Annotated in this window: 19 protein-coding genes; 11 read left to right on the forward strand and 8 right to left on the reverse strand. The window is 45.4% G+C overall.

The window, feature by feature from the left end:
* Positions 1-106: 106 nt before the first annotated feature.
* Positions 107-361 (reverse strand): NAD-dependent epimerase/dehydratase family protein, encoded by a 255-nt coding sequence (locus tag KO533_RS09720; protein ID WP_251073405.1) that lies wholly within the window; start codon positions 359-361, stop codon positions 107-109.
* A gap of 99 nt (positions 362-460) precedes the next feature.
* On the opposite strand from KO533_RS09720, the gene KO533_RS09725 reads away from it, so the two are divergent.
* Positions 461-1345, forward strand: a complete 885-nt coding sequence (locus KO533_RS09725; RefSeq protein WP_219253900.1) for a LysR family transcriptional regulator — start codon at positions 461-463, stop codon at positions 1343-1345.
* Between the two features lie 164 nt (positions 1346-1509).
* Positions 1510-1926 carry a ribosome recycling factor family protein gene (locus tag KO533_RS09730; RefSeq protein WP_219253901.1) on the forward strand — a complete coding sequence of 139 codons (417 nt, stop codon included), beginning with the start codon at positions 1510-1512 and terminating at the stop codon, positions 1924-1926.
* Positions 1927-1957: 31 nt separating this feature from the next.
* On the opposite strand, the gene KO533_RS09735 is transcribed toward KO533_RS09730, so the two are convergent.
* Entirely contained in the window at positions 1958-2137 is a 180-nt protein-coding gene (locus KO533_RS09735; protein ID WP_028759324.1) for a DUF6435 family protein, read from the reverse strand.
* 222 nt (positions 2138-2359) lie between these two features.
* Positions 2360-4024: a methyl-accepting chemotaxis protein gene (locus KO533_RS09740; RefSeq protein ID WP_219253903.1), complete on the reverse strand. Its 1665-nt coding sequence runs from the start codon at positions 4022-4024 to the stop codon at positions 2360-2362.
* A gap of 285 nt (positions 4025-4309) precedes the next feature.
* On the opposite strand from KO533_RS09740, the gene KO533_RS09745 reads away from it, so the two are divergent.
* Both KO533_RS09745 and KO533_RS09750 read left to right on the forward strand, forming a co-directional pair.
* Entirely contained in the window at positions 4310-4540 is a 231-nt protein-coding gene (locus KO533_RS09745) for a hypothetical protein (RefSeq protein WP_028759369.1), read from the forward strand.
* A 258-nt stretch (positions 4541-4798) separates the two neighbouring features.
* The gene (locus KO533_RS09750) at positions 4799-6988 is read left to right on the forward strand and encodes an OsmC domain/YcaO domain-containing protein (RefSeq protein ID WP_219253905.1); all 2190 of its coding nucleotides are present in this window, start codon (positions 4799-4801) and stop codon (positions 6986-6988) included.
* A gap of 160 nt (positions 6989-7148) precedes the next feature.
* On the opposite strand, the gene KO533_RS09755 is transcribed toward KO533_RS09750, so the two are convergent.
* Positions 7149-8057: a GGDEF domain-containing protein gene (locus KO533_RS09755; protein WP_131523762.1), complete on the reverse strand. Its 909-nt coding sequence runs from the start codon at positions 8055-8057 to the stop codon at positions 7149-7151.
* Positions 8058-8455: 398 nt separating this feature from the next.
* Here KO533_RS09755 and KO533_RS09760 point away from each other — a divergent pair, with 398 nt between their 5' ends.
* The gene (locus KO533_RS09760; protein ID WP_219253907.1) at positions 8456-8926 is read left to right on the forward strand and encodes a cupin domain-containing protein; all 471 of its coding nucleotides are present in this window, start codon (positions 8456-8458) and stop codon (positions 8924-8926) included.
* A gap of 216 nt (positions 8927-9142) precedes the next feature.
* Positions 9143-9922, forward strand: a complete 780-nt coding sequence (lgt, locus tag KO533_RS09765; protein WP_105250184.1) for a prolipoprotein diacylglyceryl transferase — start codon at positions 9143-9145, stop codon at positions 9920-9922.
* A gap of 83 nt (positions 9923-10005) precedes the next feature.
* Here the strand turns inward: lgt and KO533_RS09770 are convergent, their stop codons facing one another.
* Complete coding sequence (locus KO533_RS09770) at positions 10006-10923, reverse strand: alpha/beta hydrolase (RefSeq protein WP_219253910.1); 918 nt, start codon at positions 10921-10923, stop codon at positions 10006-10008.
* A 412-nt stretch (positions 10924-11335) separates the two neighbouring features.
* Between KO533_RS09770 and KO533_RS09775 the strand changes: the two genes are divergently transcribed.
* The gene (locus KO533_RS09775) at positions 11336-12697 is read left to right on the forward strand and encodes an MATE family efflux transporter (RefSeq protein WP_219253912.1); all 1362 of its coding nucleotides are present in this window, start codon (positions 11336-11338) and stop codon (positions 12695-12697) included.
* A gap of 27 nt (positions 12698-12724) precedes the next feature.
* Here KO533_RS09775 and KO533_RS09780 read toward each other — a convergent pair whose 3' ends face one another.
* Both KO533_RS09780 and KO533_RS09785 read right to left on the reverse strand, forming a co-directional pair.
* A complete protein-coding gene (locus tag KO533_RS09780; RefSeq protein ID WP_219253914.1) occupies positions 12725-13330 on the reverse strand; it encodes a DUF4274 domain-containing protein in 606 nt (201 codons plus the stop codon).
* A gap of 98 nt (positions 13331-13428) precedes the next feature.
* Positions 13429-13854, reverse strand: a complete 426-nt coding sequence (locus KO533_RS09785) for a CBS domain-containing protein (RefSeq protein ID WP_219253916.1) — start codon at positions 13852-13854, stop codon at positions 13429-13431.
* 256 nt (positions 13855-14110) lie between these two features.
* Between KO533_RS09785 and KO533_RS09790 the strand changes: the two genes are divergently transcribed.
* Complete coding sequence (locus KO533_RS09790) at positions 14111-15877, forward strand: alkaline phosphatase D family protein (RefSeq protein ID WP_219253918.1); 1767 nt, start codon at positions 14111-14113, stop codon at positions 15875-15877.
* A gap of 284 nt (positions 15878-16161) precedes the next feature.
* Positions 16162-16728, forward strand: a complete 567-nt coding sequence (locus tag KO533_RS09795; RefSeq protein ID WP_028759331.1) for a phosphoribosyltransferase family protein — start codon at positions 16162-16164, stop codon at positions 16726-16728.
* A gap of 86 nt (positions 16729-16814) precedes the next feature.
* Here the strand turns inward: KO533_RS09795 and KO533_RS09800 are convergent, their stop codons facing one another.
* Positions 16815-18092: a glycerophosphodiester phosphodiesterase family protein gene (locus KO533_RS09800; protein ID WP_219253920.1), complete on the reverse strand. Its 1278-nt coding sequence runs from the start codon at positions 18090-18092 to the stop codon at positions 16815-16817.
* Between the two features lie 370 nt (positions 18093-18462).
* Here KO533_RS09800 and KO533_RS09805 point away from each other — a divergent pair, with 370 nt between their 5' ends.
* Together KO533_RS09805 and KO533_RS09810 are read left to right on the forward strand one after the other, a co-directional pair.
* Entirely contained in the window at positions 18463-18765 is a 303-nt protein-coding gene (locus tag KO533_RS09805) for a DUF3622 domain-containing protein (RefSeq protein WP_105250177.1), read from the forward strand.
* A gap of 380 nt (positions 18766-19145) precedes the next feature.
* Positions 19146-20330, forward strand: coding sequence for a DUF3103 domain-containing protein (locus KO533_RS09810; protein WP_173496746.1), 1185 nt, complete (start codon positions 19146-19148; stop codon positions 20328-20330).
* Positions 20331-20368 lie beyond the last annotated feature (38 nt).

Genomic DNA, 20368 nt, shown 5'->3' on the forward strand with positions numbered 1-20368 from the left:
CTTGAAGCCCTGTGATTGATGTTTGTTCGCACTTCCATCAGATCACACTTCAAGGTGTAAGTTCACTCCAATCTAATGATTTATATGTAAATCATCAGGGGATTCTTCAGAGCCCTGTATACCAGTCTGCTTGGGTCATAGCGTTGAAGGGTTTAAACACGACATCACCCATGGCCGAAATAATTGCATCGACTTTACCGATTTTTTCTAACCCTTGATGGAGTGAATGTTCATCCCGAATGTCTATCAGGACATCCCCCGTTGTTCGCCCTACCTGAATAACTTCATGCTGAGTTGAATGAAATAAGCGGACTATGGCTTGTCCGATTGTGCCTGATGCACCCACTACGACTATTTTCATGACATGCTCCTAAATTGAATACGAATTAAGGATAGTCTGGTTAATTAAATAGAAAAAGCGCATATAATCACCACATTGTTTCGTTAATGGATTTAATTGATGAATCTCACCCATCTGCAGTCATTTATGCTGGTTGCCAAAATGCACAGTTTTAGCGCTGCGTCTGAACAACTCGGCGCTTCTAAAGGCTTAGTGTCGCGGCATGTTAAATCCCTTGAAGATGAAATGGGTTGTCAATTACTCCACCGAACCACTCGGCGAGTATCAATGACCGAAGCAGGGCAAGCGTTATATGGTAAAGCCTGCGAAATCGAGAGGCTGGCCAATGAAGCCGGGCGTTTAGTGCAGGATTTAACGCAGGACTCCTGCGGCACTTTAAAATTCACGGCCCCAACGGAACTGGGCAAAAAATTGCTGAGTCCTATGCTGCTCCAGTTTATTGCTGAGTATCCTCAAGTGAAACTCGAACTGTGTTTTGAGCAGAATATTCAAGATGTTGAGTTCGGCAAGTTTGATCTCGCCTTAAGAACAAGCATTGCGCACAGCGATAATCTGATCGCCAGATATCTTGGCAGAATTCGCCATGTCTTAGTGGTTGCGCCCGCACATCCCGCCGCAGAGGTTCGTCACCCTGATGATTTACGCCATTATCGTCTATTGTCTTCGGGCGAAACACAGTGGGTGTTTGAACCGCTCGCAGGGGACAGTCTCACGCTCACTTTTGAGCCTGCACTGTGCAGTTCAAACTATGCCACTACGCATCTGCTTACTTTGAGTGGTACAGGTATCGCTAGCCTGCCTTATTATTTGGTAGAGGAGGATATCGCTCAGCACAAACTCACTTTGCTTGTTCCCCAATGGCAATGCTATCCGCATGAGTTGTATATGGTTTATGCCAAGCAGAGCCATTACCCAAAGAAGCTGCGCGATTTACAACATAAGCTACAAACTTGGTGCGAAACTCACTCAAAATATGTGGGTTAATGAGTAAAAGCATAATCGCATCAAATCTTATCCGGCGGAGGGCGGAGCTTTTAGAATAAAGTGAGGCAGAGTACACTGCCGCGCATTGAATTTTTGTATTTGAATGTAAAGTCGAGCAGGCTTTTCCCATGCAGGCATAAAAGAGCGGCGATGAACCAAGCGTTATGAACGACGACATTAGTATCTCGCTGCCCTCGCTGATTCATCGAATTGGGCGGGAGGCGGTTAAACAAGCTCAAGCGATTGCAGCTCAATATGATTGCGAGCTTAAGCGTGTGCGGCGTTCGAGAAATTGGTGCATTGTTGGCGCGGCGATCAAGATCCAATCCTGCTGTGCGCATTTACAAAGTGAGCCATTGCTGGCGCAGCAGTTAACAGCTAAAGATGGCCAGTTTGGTTATCTTATCAAAAAGTTGGAGTCAGCCTTGCTGCAACATGCGGACAAACTTGAACCATTAGACGCTAAGCTGATTCGGCTTATCACAGACAACCCTGCGATTACCTTAGGTGAGTTGATGCAATTGACTCAATGCACAGTCACAGAGGCCAGATTGGCACGTTTTCAAGCTGACTCTTGGTAGTTTGTCTGCTGAGTGTTTTTGCTTTGAAGGTTTATTTATGGCTTGTTGTTTCTAACACTTTTATTTGATTTTCGATTTGCTCGGCTTCAGCGGTCAGCATTGAGTAGGATCTAATATCGCCTTTTCTCTGGGCATGCATAGCTTGTTCAAGCTTGGCGTTATATTGCTGAGTTAATTTTTTTAAGGGATTTTTCTTAAATATTGAGAACATGGCCATTTCTATTGGATTGGGTATTTGGACTTATATACGTAGGCAATGGGATTTAAGTTTTACTTTTTGAAATTAAAAAAATCACAATCGCATTATTCCGTAATCTCACAATCCTTCAATTCCACTGCCATCGGCCTCAGCAAGGCTGAGACCTTATCTTACATTTGCAGCAAACTAATGGGTTGCTATGTCTTATTTAGCTTACAACCCATTGAAAATATTTTAAATCTTAAACTGACCGACGAGCTTACCTAAGTTAATTCCTTCCTGCGACACGGTCTGGCTGACTCTGGCAGCATCTTCGCTGGAATGGAGTAACTCATTCACTATCTCTTGGATGGCGAACACATTACGGTTGATTTCTTCGGTTACAGAGCTTTGTTCCGTGGCCGCCGTCGCAATTTGGGTGCTCATGTCGTTAATTGCCGTGACCGCCGATGTCACTGAACCAAGGCTTTCAGAAATTGCACGGGAAGAGTCTACCGAGCGCACGCAGCTTTGCTGACTTTCTTCCATCGTTTTTACTGCCAGTGCAACAAGCTTGTGCAGTTCAGATAGCATCTCGTTGATTTCTAAAGTGCTTGATTGCGTTCGGCTCGCTAAGTTACGCACTTCATCGGCCACCACGGCAAAGCCTCGGCCCTGTTCTCCGGCTCGGGCCGCTTCGATGGCGGCATTTAATGCCAATAGGTTAGTTTGCTCAGCAATACCGCCAATCACTGACAGCACGTTGTTGATTTTTTTAGACTGTTCGCTCAGGGATTGAATACTGCCCGCCGCATTGTTGATTTGCGCCATGAGTGCCGAAATTTCTTCTAAAGAAGCATCGACGCAGCGCTGGGCATTGGCTACATCGCCAGTGGCAGCGTGAGTCGCTTCAGCCACTTGCGTGGTATTTTGCGCTACTTCGCTGGCGGTGGCTGACATTTCAGTAATAGCGGTAACCACTTGATCGGTTTCATTGTTATGGCTGATGAGTTGGCTCGACATGACTTTGGTTTGATCGTGAATCGCGTTGGCGGCGGTTTTAACTTTAGCCGTCGCGTTTGTCACATCGCCTATGATGGTTTGGAGTTTATCGACAAACAGGTTAAAGGATTGACCTAGTTGTGCAATTTCATCTTCACCTTTCACAATAAGACGTTTGGTTAAATCGCCTTCGCCTTTAGCTATATCGTTTAAGTTATTCGCCATATTTTTAATTGGCGCGACCATACGTTGGGCGGTGATCAGAATAACAACGGTAGTAATCGCGGCGAGTAACAGCGCAATTAACAGAATGGCATAGGATTTTTCGATCATCTGCTCAGTGACCGTCGCACGATAATCCTCAACGACAGTGTCGATATCATCGATATAGACTCCCGTGCCTAGCATCCAGTCAGTGCCAGGGATCATCATGGAGTAACCGATTTTTTCAATTTGCTCATTGGTATTGGGTTTTTGAAAGTAGAACGAGAAGTTACCGTCCCCTTTTTTAGCGGCATCGAGTAAACCGACAATGATTTTAGTGCCGCGCGGATCTGTCATATCAATTTTATTTTGCCCTTCGAGGTTAGGCATGACGGCATGGAACAGGTTTTTACCTTGGGAGTCGTAAATAAAGAAGTAACCAGAACTGCCAAAACGGATATCACGTAGTGCTTGGTTTACATTGCCATTTTCTTTTAAAGACAACTGATACTGCACTATTCCTGCGGCAATTTCGGTGGCTTCTTTTATTTGTGTTTTACGTTCACCGATGAGCTTAGTTCTAAAGGTCGTCACTTCATCTGCAAGGGCGTCTTTTTCGACATAGTAAGAAACTGTCATGAGTACGAACAAAGTAAAAATTAAAGGGAATAACGACAACAGCAGTAATTTATTACGTAGGCTGAAATTAGACATGCTTGACGACTCCATGATGAACATCTCTTTTATTGCAGGGCAGTATAGCTAATTTCCCGCATTCTTAAGTGCTTAAGTTAACAAAAATTTAATGGAAATCGATAAAATGCGCGCTGTTGATTGATTCCAAAATCGTTAACTATGCTGTGAATCTAGGCCTTTCTTTTGATCTTTATCAACACTATATGGGCCCAATGAGTTCACTATATTAGCTAAAGTTGATGCAAAATTAGCTAGAGCTGGTGCAGGCTGGTGTAGATAGTGGCGAACAGTGAGGGCAGGGTTGTGACGAATGAAAAGCTGATCCTAACGTTGAAAATCTGCATTAGTGTGGGTATTTGTCTTATTGCGCTGGGCATCTACTTGCATAACTTTAATGAAACTGTTGAGGCGATGGGCGTGCAAGGGATTATTATCAGCGCTATGTGTGTCGCCTTTGGCATGGCCTTGTCATTACCGACTAAGATGTATTTAACCTTTCTGTTGGTTAAGCGTGAAACTGAAAAACATCCATAATGTGTTTTTGCACAGAGTGTTACTCTGCGACTCATTGGTTTCCTCGCCTTCTTGATACTCAATCTAAGCAGTCGCTTAACCTTGCTATTCAACCCACCAAGCTCAGCCGTAAATGCCCTGATTATGGTTTTTAACATAATTAACCCAAGACTAATGGGCCAAAAACACCGATAATTCCCCCTTAATGACTCATTACCAATGACGCGACTTGGTCGATGGGCTGCTACAGACTCGCATATTTAGTGGAAATCATATTCAATGGAAATCAAAGTTAATTTTCTCGACAATCTTAGACTTGAAGCCAAGTTTGATGATTTTACCGTGACCGCCGATCAGCCAATCCGCTACAAAGGTGATGGTTCAGCGCCTAGTCCGTTTGACTATTTCTTAGCGTCGTCAGCCCTGTGTGCGGCCTATTTCGTGAAGGTATATTGCAAAGCCCGTGATATTCCAACGGATAACATTAGACTGTCGCAGAACAATATTGTCGATCCAGAAGATCGCTACAACCAGATTTTCCAAATTCAAGTTGAGTTACCCGAAGATATTTCGGAGAAAGATCGCGAAGGTATTTTGCGCTCGATTGACCGTTGTACGGTTAAAAAAGTGGTGCAAACTGGCCCAGAATTTAAAATTGAAACCGTTGAGAACCTAGATTCAGACGCCAATGCCATGTTGATGGGCCAGCCTAATGGCGCATCGAGCACCTTTATTCTGGGTAAAGATCTGCCGCTGGAGCAAACCATTGCCAATATGACGGGCATGCTCGCCGATCTTGGAATGAAGATAGAGATCTCATCATGGCGCAATATCGTGCCGAACGTGTGGTCACTGCACATTCGTGACGCCGCTTCGCCAATGTGTTTCACCAATGGTAAAGGCGCGACCAAAGAAAGCGCGCTGTGCTCGGCACTCGGCGAGTTTATTGAGCGTCTGAATAACAACTTTTTCTATAATGATCAATTCTTTGGGACTGAAATCGCCAATAGCGAATTTGTGCATTATCCCAATGAAAAGTGGTTTGCGTTAGAAGAAGACGATGCGCTGCCAGCGGGTATTCTCGATGACTATTGCTTAGAGATTTATAACCCAGATGACGAGCTGTGCGGCTCGCACTTGATTGATACTAATTCGGGTAATGTTAAGCGCGGCATTTGTGCGATTCCTTACACCCGTAAATCTGACGGTGAAACGGTTTACTTCCCATCGAACCTGATTGAAAACCTATTCTTAAGTAATGGCATGAGCGCGGGTAATAACCTGCAAGAAGCCCATGTGCAGTGCTTATCAGAGATTTTTGAACGCGCCGTTAAACGTCAAATCATCGAGCAAGAAATTGTTCTGCCCGATGTGCCTATGTCTGTACTAGAAAAGTACCCAAGCATCCTCGCGGGCATTAACGGTTTAGAAGAGCAAGGTTTCCCAGTTGTGGTCAAAGATGCCTCACTCGGCGGCCAGTTCCCTGTGATGTGCGTCACCCTGATGAACCCGAAAACCGGCGGTGTATTTGCCTCCTTTGGCGCGCACCCAAGCTTTGAAGTGGCGTTAGAGCGCAGCTTAACTGAGTTACTGCAAGGCCGCAGCTTCGAAGGCTTGAATGATGTGCCAAAACCGACCTTTAACAGCATGGCGGTTAGCGAGCCAGAAAACTTTGTTGAGCACTTTATTGATTCAACAGGAGTGATTTCATGGCGCTTCTTTAGCAGTAAATTTGATTATGAATTCTGCAAATGGGATTTTTCTGGCACCAGCGAAGAAGAAGCCAGCGGCCTGTTTGGGATCTTAGAAGCGTTAGGTAAAGAGGTGTATATCGCCGAGTTTACCGATTTAGGCGCATCGGCGTGCCGTATTTTAGTTCCTGATTATTCTGAGATTTATCCAGTTGATGACTTGATTTGGGATAACACCAACAAGGCGCTGGCGTACCGTGAAGATATTTTAAATCTGCATTCGTTAAGCACTAAGCAATTGGTTAATTTGGTCAACCGTTTAGAAGAAAGCCAACTCGATAACTACACGGATATTCGCACCTTAATCGGCATTGTATTTGATGAAAATACTGTGTGGGGAAAACTGACGATTATTGAGCTTAAGATCCTGATTTATTTGGCACTCGGTGCACATGAAGACGCGATTGAGCTGGTCGGTGAGTTCCTACAGTTTAACGACAATACCGTTAAACGTGGCCTGTTCTACCAAGCCATGAATGCTGTGCTGGAAGTGACCTTAGATGAAGAGTTAGAACTTGATGATTTTATCCATAACTTCAACCGTATGTTCGGTAAAGAAGTGATGGATAATGTCGTTGGCTCAGTCACAGGTAAAGTGCGTTTTTATGGTTTAACTAAGACCAGCATGCAGCTCGAAGGTATTGAGCCGCATTTAAGATTGATTGAAAGCTATAAGAAGCTGCATCAAGCCCGTAAAGCTGCGAAAAACCTGAATTAATTCTGTTATTTAGCATTAGCTTAATGTGTTTAAAAGCGAACCTTTTGGTTCGCTTTTTTGTTTGTTGCTCTTTTGATTCGCGCTTCTTATGAGCACTTGTGGCTATCACTTATTAAGGACGCTTGTGATTGCTATGTGTGGTTTGAAATGTTCAGCCCGCTTAGGCTGTATTTGATATAACTCGATTTTTACCGTTACGTTTAGCTTGATACAAGGCTGCATCGGCCCGCTTAAGCGTTTCCTCATAGGACTTATCCAATGGTTCGATAGAGGCGACTCCAATGCTTACGGTGGCAAACAAGCCATTGACCGCATATTTTTGCAGTTCAGTGTAAAAGCAATCGCAGAGGTATTCTGCAAATTCAACCGCTTGCGAATGCTCTACCCCAGGTAGGGCAATCACAAATTCATCGCCACCAAAACGATACGCGCTATCGGTTTTTCTAAATTGAGTTCGGCAGGTTTCAGCAACTGCGATGATGATTTGATCGCCAGCATAGTGACCCAACTGATCATTGATGGACTTTAAGTGGTCTAAATCGAGGATCAAGATTGAGGTGGGAATACGGTGGCGCTGAAATATATCGAATTGAAAGGTTAAATCACGTTCTAAGCGGCGACGGTTATACAGCCCTGTCAGCTGATCGGTATCGCTTAGCTGACGTAGTTGCAGTTCAAGCTCATGCCGCTTGGAAATATTACTGGCGACCCAAAGCACCACAGGCTCATCATCAACCAGAAAGTCTAGTGCTTGAATGCGTCCCTCAAACCAAATGGGTTGTTCAGGGCCTATATCGGGTAAGCCTTTGACATCTTTATTGCTCAATTCATATTCTTCGATCAGTAATTTTCGGCTGGTTAATGCACTTTCGATAACCTGTAAAAAGTAATTGAGTTTGTCAGCCTTTAACACATCGCTAAGATACAAGCCGATTAGGCCACTACCATCGTGGTAATAACGGTCATCTTTACCACCGAAGACGGCAATGTATTTACCACTTTTTGACAGAACAAAAGTAGGATCAGGAAGTGCATCAAGGACTAAAGCCATTTCTTCTATTTTGATCATCGATTAAAATCCCTGTGGAAAATCACCCAACCTTAAGTCCGCGTGTCCAAGTTATCATAGATAAACTACTCTTTGGCGCTTTAGCCGCGAATGCATCCTGCGAACTCATTACAATTTAGCCGCTTTTGTGGGTAACAACAAACCATAACAATATGCCGTACAATTTATTTGTCGTCGCGATTTTACCAAGGCATCAGAGCGTTCGATGGCGCAGAGTTGTATCCCTGTTGAGGCTTAAAACCTAAGTCCTGCGATCGTATCGAGTCAGTCGTGATGTCTTGAACTTTAGCGTTTGTGCTTATGTTCAAAAAGCTTCATTGCGGTGTTTAGTGGACAGATGATTTTCGAGTAGAATCTAGGGCCTTAATTGTGGTTTTAATTTTACAAAGGGATTTATAATGCATACTGCAGATGATTTTATTGAACATTTAGCGCTAGAGCAGCATGTTGAAGGAGGTTATTACCGCTCATCCTATCGTTCAGAAACGGCATTTGATCAGACTCGGGCATTATGGAGCAGTATCTATTTTTTGCTGCGTACGGGAGAGGTTTCCCATTTCCATCGTCTGACAGCTGATGAAATGTGGTATTTCCATGCGGGGCAATCGCTGACGATTTATATGATTGATCCTGATGGTGAGTTGACTACGGCGCAACTAGGGCTCAATTTAGCGGCGGGCGAGCGGCCACAATTTTTAGTGCCCAAGGGCTGTATTTTTGGCTCGGCTATGAATCAAGCTGGTTTTTCACTCGTAGGCTGTATGGTGTCCCCCGGTTTTACCTTCGATGATTTTGAACTGTTTAGCCAAGAGACTTTGTTAGCCCAATATCCGCAGCACAGGGAAATCATCCAACGTCTGAGCCGTTAGGGGAGCGCTAAAGTCAGTTAAATTTAGCCAGTTGATTCGTTAAATGGTAACTTGGTTGACATTGCCTCATTCGGCTAAACCAAGGTCGCTCTGAGTCATTAAATTTGACTCAATAGTAAGATATCCCCGCGACAAGGCTTGTCTATTGGCGTTTAACCACGTAAAACATGCTTTTTGGCGTACCTCTATGTACCAAGTGTTATGGAGTAATTGAATTTGGAACACTTAGTGTGGGAGCTCGATCCTGTATTAATCTCGTTTATGGGACTAAAAATACATTGGTATGGAGTCCTGTTTGCTCTTGCTATTACTGCTGGTTTTCAGGTGATGAAGCGGATTTATATCAAGGAAAATCTCGATCTTGAGTCCCTTGATAATTTACTGATTTATTGTGTGGTTGGCATTATTGTGGGCGCGCGTTTGGCCCATTGTATGTTCTACGATCCGACTTATTACTTTGCTCATCCGCTTAAGATCTTGGCGATTTGGGAAGGCGGACTCGCCAGCCATGGTGGTGGTTTAGGCGCGATTCTGGCCTTGTATTATTACCAACGTAAAGTGAAGCTACCCTTCCTGTTTTTGTTGGACAGACTCGCTATCGCCACTGCCATTTTTGGCTTTTTTGTGCGTATGGCAAACTTCGCCAACTCAGAAATTTTAGGTGATCCTACGACTCAACCTTGGGGCATTATATTTGCCCGTGTCGACATGTTGCCAAGACATCCAGCACAGCTCTATGAGGCTTTCGCTTATTTAGCTATCTTTATTGGTCTGTATGCTTTGTATCAATACACGCAGATTAAACAAAGACATGGGGCTATTTTCGGTCTGTTTCTGGTGTCGGTGTTTAGTGCGCGAATTGCGATTGAGTCGATTAAAGTTAGCCAAGCGGCTTACTCTGAAACTTTCTTAAGTGCGGGACAACTTCTGAGCTTACCGTTTTTAGCCGTAGGTATAGTCTTGTTGTTCTTGGCGTATCGAAAGAAAACCGTTTAAATCTGAATATCAAACGGTTAAAAAAGGCTTTCTATCTAGATAGAAAGCCTTTTTTATGAATGAATTAATCATCAAGTATGACGTTAGGCAGTCTTCACTATATTACTCACTTGCACCATGGCATCCCGAGCGGAACGGCTCACGCCCGAGAGTTGGAAGAAGCCATGGATGACGCCAAGATAACGACGGCAGTGGGCATTTACGCCAGCCTCTAATAGATTCCTAAATAGCAGTTCACCTTCATCGACGAGTGGATCGAATTCGGCGGTGATAATATGGGTTTCGGGTAAGCCTGCTAAGTCATCACGACGTAGTGGACTGGCTTCGGCATCGGTTCTGGGGTGCCAATCTAAATACAGATCGAAACCGGTTAGCAAGGTGTCGCGGGTGATGATGTATTTCTCGCCATTGTCGCTATAGCTTTGGCTCTTAGCGGTGGCATCGAGCATAGGATAGATAAGTACTTGTTTCTGTGGCAACCATTGCCCTTTGGCTTTTAAACGTAGGCAAGTGACTAGGGCTAAATGGCCGCCGGCGCTGTCGCCCATTAGGGTGATCTTGGTGTTATCACCGCCCCATTGGTGGCAATGTTGATAGATGACTTCTGCTGCATGGCAGGCATCGTCGTGGGCAGCGGGATAAACATGTTCTGGGGCGAGGCGATAGCGAACGGCGATCACCAGTGCGCCAGAATCATTGGCGAGTTTTCGCAGTTGTTGATTATGGGTTTCAACGCCGCCACTGACAAAACAACCACCATGGTAGTAAATGACGATAGGTAAATTGTCTGCCGCCGAGGGTTTGAACAGAGTTAATTCTGCGCCATCGATGGAAATTGCGCGCACCTCGAACACCTCTTCAGGCTCACCTGCGAGTACAGTGCTGGCGATATAACCTTGCCTACGTTGCTCAATGGTTTGCTCTCGCACCGATGGGCAACCCGCCGCGATAAACTCGCTAACCAATTGTTTAATTCCCTCTTCTAAATAGAGTTGGCTCATTTAATACTCCCTCAATTTTTAGTGCGCTCGGCTGTTCTGCAATGGGCTGAGTTTATCGGCAGCTTAATTGAATTGGTAGCCTAGATTCACACTCAGCCATGAGCTCTATCATGATTGCGGAAATTAACTTTGGTATTAACTTAGTAATGAATACGGTTGCAGTCGGCATCTTTTTCACTATTACAGATTGAGTTGTAGTGTGTCTTGTAAGAAAATTACCAACTTAATTGACTGTCAGGCTTAATGCGCTTAAATGTCCGCCTGATTGTACGTTCGATAGCACTTTGATGTCTATTTGTGAAAGTGGGTTTCAGTCTCTTGGCTAAAATATAGGTTGCCAAGATGCTGTTTGAGCGACACATTGAGCCAGCGATCACACTCGTTATTCGTTCTCTATTTGCAGGAATCTTTCGTGGCAAAAGCACCCAAAACATTGCAACAGCGCATGGGCATAGTTGCCCTGACGTGGCCGATTTTTATCGAGACCTTGTTGCAATCTCTGCTTGGGATCAGCGATATCTTTATGCTGAGCCATTATTCCGATAATGCGGTTGCCGCGGTGGGACTCACGACTCAACTGATGTTCTTCATGATGGTCATGTCCATGATGGTGAGTACGGGCGCAAGTATTTTGATTAGCCAAAGCAATGGGGCAGGCCAACCGCAGCAGGCTGTCGATATCGGGGTGGCGAGTGTTGTATTGAGTTTGGTATTAGCCTTGGTCATGGGCGCATCTATGTTCTTTGGTGCTAAGGGCATTATCGGCTTATTTGCGCTTGAGCACGATGTGGCTGGTTTTGGATATGACTATTTAGTGATTTGCGGCAGCTTGAGCATAGGGCTAGTGATGAACATTGCCTTCGCCGCTATTTTGCGTAGTTACGGTTTTACCCGCTCGGCCATGTTAGTCACCTCGAGCACGGGCTTAATGAACGTGATCGGTAATTATATTGCCCTGTATTCACCCTTTGGTTTACCTGTTTATGGGGTAACAGGGGTGGCGATATCGACAGTAACCAGCCAGATCATCGGTGCGTGTATCATGCTGATGGTGATCCGGCATAAGCAAATTCCGCTGCCACTGCAACGACTTAAGCTTTTACCGCGCAGCACTTATTGGAGTGTGATGCGTATTGGCCTGCTCAATGCTGGCGAGATGCTGTCTTACAATGTTGCTCAGATGACCATCATCTACTTTATCAGCCAGATGGGTACTTTATCGCTCACGGCCTACACCTATGGCTTGAATATTAGCCGTTTTATCTATTGTTTTGCGGTAGCACTCGGGCAGGCGACGCAAATTCAGACCGGATACTATGTGGGTAAACAATGGTTCGATGAAATCACTACTCGGGTGCAGCGTTACTGTTTGGTGGGCTTTGTGGCTTCACTGACCATAGTATTAGTCTTCTATTGGCAGCGATTCGTTATTGTCGGCTGGTTGAGTGAAAACGAAGACGTTATCCAACTGACAGCGTTATTGCTCGCGGGTTCCATTGCCCTTGAAACCGGACGAGTGTTTAATCTGGTGATTATCTCGGCCTTAAAGGGCGCCGGTGATGTGGCATTCCCCGTGCGGATTGGTCTCTTTAGTATGTGGGGCATTGGGGTATTTTTTGCTTGGTTCTTTGGCTTGTATTTAGGTTATGGCGTGTTGGCTGCTTGGCTTGCCGTTGCGGCAGATGAATGGGTGCGTGGATTGATTATGGTGCAGCGTTGGCGCTCGGGTCGCTGGCAGCGTTTTACGCGTATTCCGCCAGTAACCCCAGCTTAAACTATTCTGATATCAAAAGGTCAACGCTTATTTTTTTCCCCATTTACCCGATTTCAGTAGTTCATTTTTAAATTGTAGATACCTTGGGTGCCCTTCATCGGTTTCGATTTCCATAGTGCTGTAGGGGGCAAAAATAGCCCCTGGAATTTGGCATCCTCTAGTAAGAACGTCTTCTAATGAGGGCATAAAACATTCTTTAATCGGGTCAAAATGGATTTTATAACTGGCATAGCCGCGCGCAACAAATCTATCGGTTATGGTTTTGAATAGCTGTCCAAAAGGTGTATCGAGCGTCTCTGGCGTGGAGTAATAAAAGCCTTGTCCGTACCAGTAAAGTAATAAGGCGGTACCTGCATCGCAGAGTGGATGTTCGATAATCGCTCTGACCATGTTTGGGTCATGATCGTCCCAATTCAAGTTCCCCGCGATAAAATGCAATTCCTCCATACTTTGTAAGTCACTGATACAGGTGATTTGCGTCGCCGCTTTGCCAAAGTAGGCGCTGTATTCATGTAAAGCGTCATAATCGGGATCGGCGAGTAATTTGGCGAGTAGTTGTTGATTGGCAATACAGCCTAATTCTGCGCATTCATAGGCGCGAATAAATTGTTCTTGTGAGAGTAATTTAGCCAAGGGAATCCTTTCTTTTTATAGAAAACACAGTTTATAAAAAAGACAGCGTCAGCCTTGCGTAGCAAAAGGCTGACATGGCAGAAAGGGAGCGTAAAACGTTACGCTTGCTGTTGCAGTAGGGTACGGCACAACTTAATAAAGTCCGATGAAGTGACGATACCGAGTACCTTTTTATCGACATCGACGACGGGCAGGCAACCAAGTTTGTTCTCGATAAAATATTCCACCACCACAGTTAAAGGCTCGTCGGCGGTGAGATGCTGATAGTCTTTATCCATCACAGTTGTGATCGGCGTGTATCGTTCCTTGCGCTCGAGCGCGCCTTGGCCGTACTTGTTCAACATAGTCATCACGCTGGCGATCATCTTTTTATGGGTGAGTACGCCAACGAGGGTGCCATCAATTTCAGAAATCACAGGTAAGTGGCGTACGCCACGGGTTTGCATCAGATGGTGGGCATCTTTCAAACTGGCGCCATCGCTGATGCAGATGACTTGATCACTCATAATATCGCTGACTTTCATTATATAAATTCCTTTTCTTGCCATTCTCTGGCGTGCATTTCACACGCTGCGTTAGCCTGCACCGATGTTAGCAGCTTCTCTGTAAGCTACGCCAGTCCTGCACAAATAAAGTACGCTATCCAGTATAAGTGTTTGAATTGATAGATATCATAAAAGGCTGACAAAGATGTCACAAATATGTAACAGTGATATCTCACAATCGTGGTCTTATTAGACCTCATACCAGTGAAGCCTTATCTAACAAGGAATAATAATAATGAATCGTACCGTAACTCGTCGTGATTTTTTGGCTATGTCGGCCAAAGGTGTTGGTGTTGCTGTGATCTCTTACGGCTTGATGGGCTGTAGTGATAGTAATGATGATAATTCTGTACCCGCTCAATTTTTACATGGAATTGCCAGTGGCGATCCGGCCGTCGATGCCGTGATCCTCTGGACCCGTGTCACGCCTGAATCTGAGGGCGATGTAAAAGTGAGTTGGCAAGTGGCAAGTGATGCGGCCTTTAGTCAATTAGTGACCACAGGTGAGACTGTCACTAATGCGAGCCGTGACTACACGGTTAAGATTGATGCCCGTGGTTTACGTGCCGGGCAAACCTACTTTTATCGCTTTATGACGGGTGATAAAACCTCTGTTGTGGGTAAAACCCGCACTCTGCCTGAGGGTGACGTAAGCTCAGTCAAATTAGCCGTGATGTCCTGTGCTAACTTTCCTGCCGGTTATTTTAACGTCTATGAGTTAGCGGCGGCGCAGGATGATTTAGATGCTGTGGTGCATTTAGGCGATTACATCTATGAATATGCCCGCGGTGGTTATGCCAGTGAGCATGCTGCCGAATTGGGCCGTGAAGTGTTACCGGCCAATGAGTTGCTGACGTTGAGCGATTACCGCACTCGCCATGGTCAGTACCATACCGATGCGAGTCTGCAAAAGTTACACGCGAAAGTGCCTTTTATTACAGTGTGGGATGATCATGAAGTGGCCAATGATACTTGGCGTGATAGTGCCGAGAATCACAACGAAGGCGAAGGGGATTTTGCCGTTCGTAAAGAAGCGGCACTACAAGCTTATTTCGAGTGGTTGCCGATTCGCCCATGGCGTGAAGGGAATCATGAAGAGATTTACCGCAGCTTCAGTTACGGCAATCTCGTCGATCTGCATATGCTGGATACTCGCGTATTAGCCCGTGATAAACAGCTCGATTATGCCGATTATATGGATCCTACCACGGGCTCGTTTGCGGGAGAGCGTTTCCTTGCTGATGTCACTTCTACCACTCGCACTATGCTGGGGCTGACGCAATTATTATGGCTGCAGGGCACATTGCTACAATCGACAGGCAAGTGGCAAGTACTGGGACAGCAGGTATTAATGGGTAAGATGTCATTGCCTGCTGCGATTGCCACTCAGCAGATGAGCATTCCCCAATTTGCCATGTTAGGGGCTTTAGCTAAGTTAGCGGCCCGTGCGGCGGCAAATGATCCCACGCTGACCGCCCAAGAGCTGCAATATCTTCAAGCCAATCAAGCCTTACTCACGCCAGAAGTTATCGGACTGCTGCAATTACCTGCAATCCCGTACAACTTAGATGCTTGGGATGGTTATGCCTATGAGCGTGAAGTGATTTTAGGTACGGCTAAATCGAAAAATCTTAACCTAGTTGTGATCGCGGGTGACACCCATAATGCATGGGCAAACGAGCTTAAAGACGTGCAAGGCGATACTGTGGGTGTTGAGTTTGCGACTAGCTCAGTATCATCGCCAGGCCTTGAATATTACTTGAATCTGCCAGCGGAACAGATCCCCGCGACCGAGGCGGCAATCGTCGAGTTAGTGCCAGATCTTAAGTACGCTAACTTAAAAGACCGAGGCTTTATGACGCTCACCTTTACCGCTGATGAGGTGCGCAGCGACTGGCATTATGTGGATACCATTTTGTCGAAGGATTTCCAAGTCGCAACGGCCCGTGGTTATAGCGCTAAGACAAAAGTAGGTGAGCATGTGATTACGCCTATCGTTTAATGCGGTATTGTTCGCTTGTTTATCGGCCACCTTAGGGTGGCCTTTTTGTTGCTTTTGGCTTTAAAAGGCAAAATAAATGTCTGTTGTCACGCAAGTTCTTACTATTACTGCAGCACATCGCATTTTTTTGGTATAAAATTCGCTCCCAAAATTCGGCGGCTGCCTACACTTGCTAAGGCAAAGCTGTTCTAGTGTTTTGGGAACCTTTACCCGCCGAACAGACCTTACGGGGGTCATAAGCTTTAACGACCTAAGAATAAAATCAATGTGATGGGGACTGTGTCATGTCAGAAAAGTATTTTGTTACCGCGCAGCAATTGCTGGAAGATTCATTTTTATTAGCTTCGCAAGTGTATGAGAGTGGCTTTCGTCCGCAATTTATCGTGGGTATTTGGCGTGGCGGTGCTCCAATCGGGATCGCGGTACAGGAGTTTTTCGATTTTAAACAAGTTGAAACCGATCACATTGCCGTGCGTACCTCTTCTTATTATGGGATTGGCACCGACAAACAAAGCAAAGAAATCAAAGTTCATGGCCTGCATTACATCGTTGAAAATGCGAACGCGAGTGACGGTTTGTTGATTGTGGATGACGTGTTTGACTCTGGCCGTAGTATTCATGCATTAAAAGAAAAACTCAGCCAACTGATGCGCCTAAATATGCCAACCGATATCCGTATCGCTTGCCCTTATTACAAGCCAAAAAATACCGCAGTGCCTTTAAAACCCGACTATTACATTCATGCCTCTGAAGACTGGTTAGTTTTCCCGCACGAAGTTACAGGTTTAACGCCTGAAGAAATTGCCGAAGGTAAGGGCGATTTAAAGAATATCCAGCACCTGTTTAAATAGCTCGCGGCGAGATATAGATTATTTTCGCAATAAAAAAATGCGTTAACGATTAATCGTTAACGCATTTTTTTTTCTATATCGATGACTTATAAATCCATACAGTTAGCATAGTAAGTCACTGTGGCGGGCCAGTCGGAGAACACTCCAATCACGCCGACATCTTTCGCCAGTACATCAAGTAATTCAAAGGTATCGCCTTCGTTATCTATCGCTTCGGTAATGCTTTGATAGTAAAAGCCGCCGCCATTTTTTAATAAACCAGAACGTTCTAGCGACCAAGTGATGATCTTAAGCCCAGCGCCTTTAGCGGCCTTAGCGTATTCCGAAGGAATGATTTTCTTATCCGCATCTAAGGCGACTAATACCCAGAGTGGCGGCGCAATAATTTCGACGCCTTGGGTCTTTAAATCCGCCATTGATGGTGACCAAGTGGCAGAGTTCTGCGGATCAAAGGCGCTGTTATAATCGTATCTGTCATCGAGAAACACGGCTTGCTTCGCAAATTCAGGTGCGTTGGCGACCCAATATTTGATGTCATCCAAAATAAATGACTGGGGGAATACTTGCGAAACATCGACGCCCGCCGCTGTGTATTCATCTAACATTTTTTGCGCGTAATTCTGCTGAGTAAAACCATCGAAGGGCATAGATACGCTGGCGGCTTTTAGCTCAGGCGTCATCTTCACACCGGCTTTTTTAAACATTTCAATACTTTCAGCGTGGGTCATCAAGGTGCCATTGCCAGCATAAAGATCGGTGCGCCAGCTTGGGGTACCATTGATGAATTCGGCCGCAGTGGTCGCTTTCGGATTGTTGCCTTCCATCTTACCCTTGAGAGTTTTAAATTCGGCGAGGGTGATATCGCTAGTGCAACAGGTCGCCGATGCGCTGACGCCATTGGCGGGATCGGCAGGAATGAATGGGCTCGAACATTTATTAGCCAGTTCAGGCACTGCTAAAATGTTGGTCGTGCTGGCAAGATCGCACTGTGAGTGGCGGCAAACTAAAGCTTTATCGGCGGTGAAGGTGACATCACACTCGACTATGCCTGCGCCTGAATCGATAGCCGCTTGGTAGGATTCCTTTGTATGCTCAGGGAATTTCATTGGCGCGCCACGGTGACCTATGGAAAATTCGCTGCGATAAAAACTGTCAGTGGTGCATTGTTCTAAGCGGGTTTTAAGTGTGCTGTCTTGCATCTGACGTACGAGGAATAAGGGTCTTTCTCCCACTTGAGCTGGAACGGGTTTGCTGGTGGGTGGCGTGACTGCGGCGTTATCATCGTCATTATTGCAACCGGCTAATAAAGCGCTCGTGGCAATTAACAGGCCGAGTGAGAGCGACGAAATAGGGCGTAGTTTCATCAGATTTACCTATGAGTAATGATGTAAATTATTAATATTAATCAGAAACTCTAAAGTGTTAATGTGACTGAAAAAGCCTATTTGTATGACATAAACAAGAATATATACCGTTTGCACGACTATTATCTAAGGCACGCTAGCTTGCGATAAACTGCCTTAGACAGAGGACGGTCGGGATATATGCACAGTGTTGCTTTAGATGTGAGCATTGACTCCACTGAGCGAGTCGATGAAACTGGCATGAATATTTTCATCTGGGCGATCTTTCTGGGCCGAAATCAAGTACACTGCGCTCCTTTTGTTTTATGATGAGCGTTTGGTTCGCTTGATAAGACAAACGTGACAAGCATCATTTAGGAAATAGAGCAGAATGAGCAAGGGCAAAAAATACGATTTTCGCGTGACACAGGGCGACAACGGTTGGAAAACTGAAATCACTCGTCGCATGACATCAACTAAAACAGTTGTGTCTAAGAGCCACGATGGCTTTGCGACTGAAGCCGAAGCGCAAGCTTGGGGCTTAACTGAATTACAAGTGTTTTTAGGCACGTTAACTGAGCGCAATAAACGTCGCTCAGAGAAACAAGCTAAAGCAAAATTAGCCGCTGCATTAGCGGCTGAAGCGGCAACTGATGCCGAAGATCTTGATGAAGATGATTTCGACGAAGAGTAACACTCATTCGTTTAACCTTGTCTTATCAAGCCAGTGTGACTGTTAGGGCGCGCATAACGGGTTCTGAAACGTCACTTTGGCGATGAACAGCAAAAGGCAGATCTTAAGATCTGCCTTTTGTGTTTTTGTCGCTCGCGAAACTGTGCATATCAATTCATTTCATCCTATTTCCTCGTTTATCTTCATACACTCTGTTCGGCTGGACTGATCTGTTGATGCTGTCATTAGCTTGTTTTTATCGCATTTAGCCGGGATTACGTACCCTATACCATTAATAATTAACGATAACTATTATCATTTGATTTACTTAGATGCTGCTCTGTGCTCATATGTAAGGAATTCGAACGCACGTTTAACTTTATCAAGGTAAGGGAACTCCTATGAAACTACTTCAATCCAGTTTATTGCTGTGTTTGTCGGCTTCGGCAACCCTGAGTTATGGCCAAGCCTTAGATGGAGAGGCGTTACGCTTACTACAAGCGTCGCTAAAGGATTCGACTTTGGATGCACAAGCTCAGTTAACCAATACAAAGCGGGCATTGGCGTTAGATTTAAGCCATCAATATGCGCAGCTTGCGCCTATCTTACAGACTGAAATAAACCAGTATCAGTTAGCAGTAAATGCCGATGAGATTCTGTCCCAACATAGGCTCAATGATAATGTGATCACCAAAGCCGATGCATCAATTCGCCGAGTGAAGGGCTTAAGTGCCAAAGCGGATTCTCTGGTGCAAGTGCGTCTGGCGGATGAAACCATGTTAACCCCATGGCAGCAAGGTGAGTCTCCTCTATTTGCCTATGAGCCCGATGGTGACGAGCGTCAGTGGGATTATATTGAAGCCTTTGATATTCATGGGCAAGTGCATCAATTAGACGTGTATAACCTGCCGCAGCAGCCAGTGTTTGTGGTCGGTATCGATAGCAAAAAAGCCTTTGTGGCTGGCTTAGAGGTGATGCGGGCGACATTTGCCGAGGCGCAGTCAGCGAAAAAAGAGGGCGCGCTACTGAGCCGTGCGCAAACACAGGCGGTGGCAGACAAGCCGATTTCAACCACAGTGATCAAGCAAATATCCTTGAAGGATGACCATGAGCCGTGGATTTCTGGTCGTGCCGAAATTTACGGCATAGTGACTGGGGTTGATCCAAGCCGTGAAGAGCCTGTGCTCGATATCGTCGAAATGCCCTATTTAGATTATGCGGATACGACCTATTATCCGAATCAAATCATCATACATTGGGAGCGTTATCGTTGGGCGGCTGCGGACATGATCTTAATGGAGCATGACGATGGTACTAACTATAAAGTGTTGGCCACTAAGCTGTTGGAAGCGGCGGAGCAGATCTTAAAGTCGATCCCCGATCCTGAAGCTCAGGGTTATGCGCTGATCCCGCAAATCACCAATGGTATTTTAAGTGTGATGCCGGATGCTTGGTTCACCAATGACGATGACTTTGTCGACGTGTATTACACTTTACAGGAAGGGGTTGAATATCCTAACTTGAACGGCGCTAACGGTAATGCGATGACGAGTTTTGCTCCATTAGTCATCCAACCAAGACCATGATGGATTAGTGCGGCTAAATGCAATGGCTGAAATGTAAA

Source organism: Shewanella sp. NKUCC05_KAH (genome assembly GCF_019345585.1).
In the GTDB taxonomy this organism is placed as follows: Bacteria; Pseudomonadota; Gammaproteobacteria; order Enterobacterales; family Shewanellaceae; genus Shewanella; species Shewanella oncorhynchi.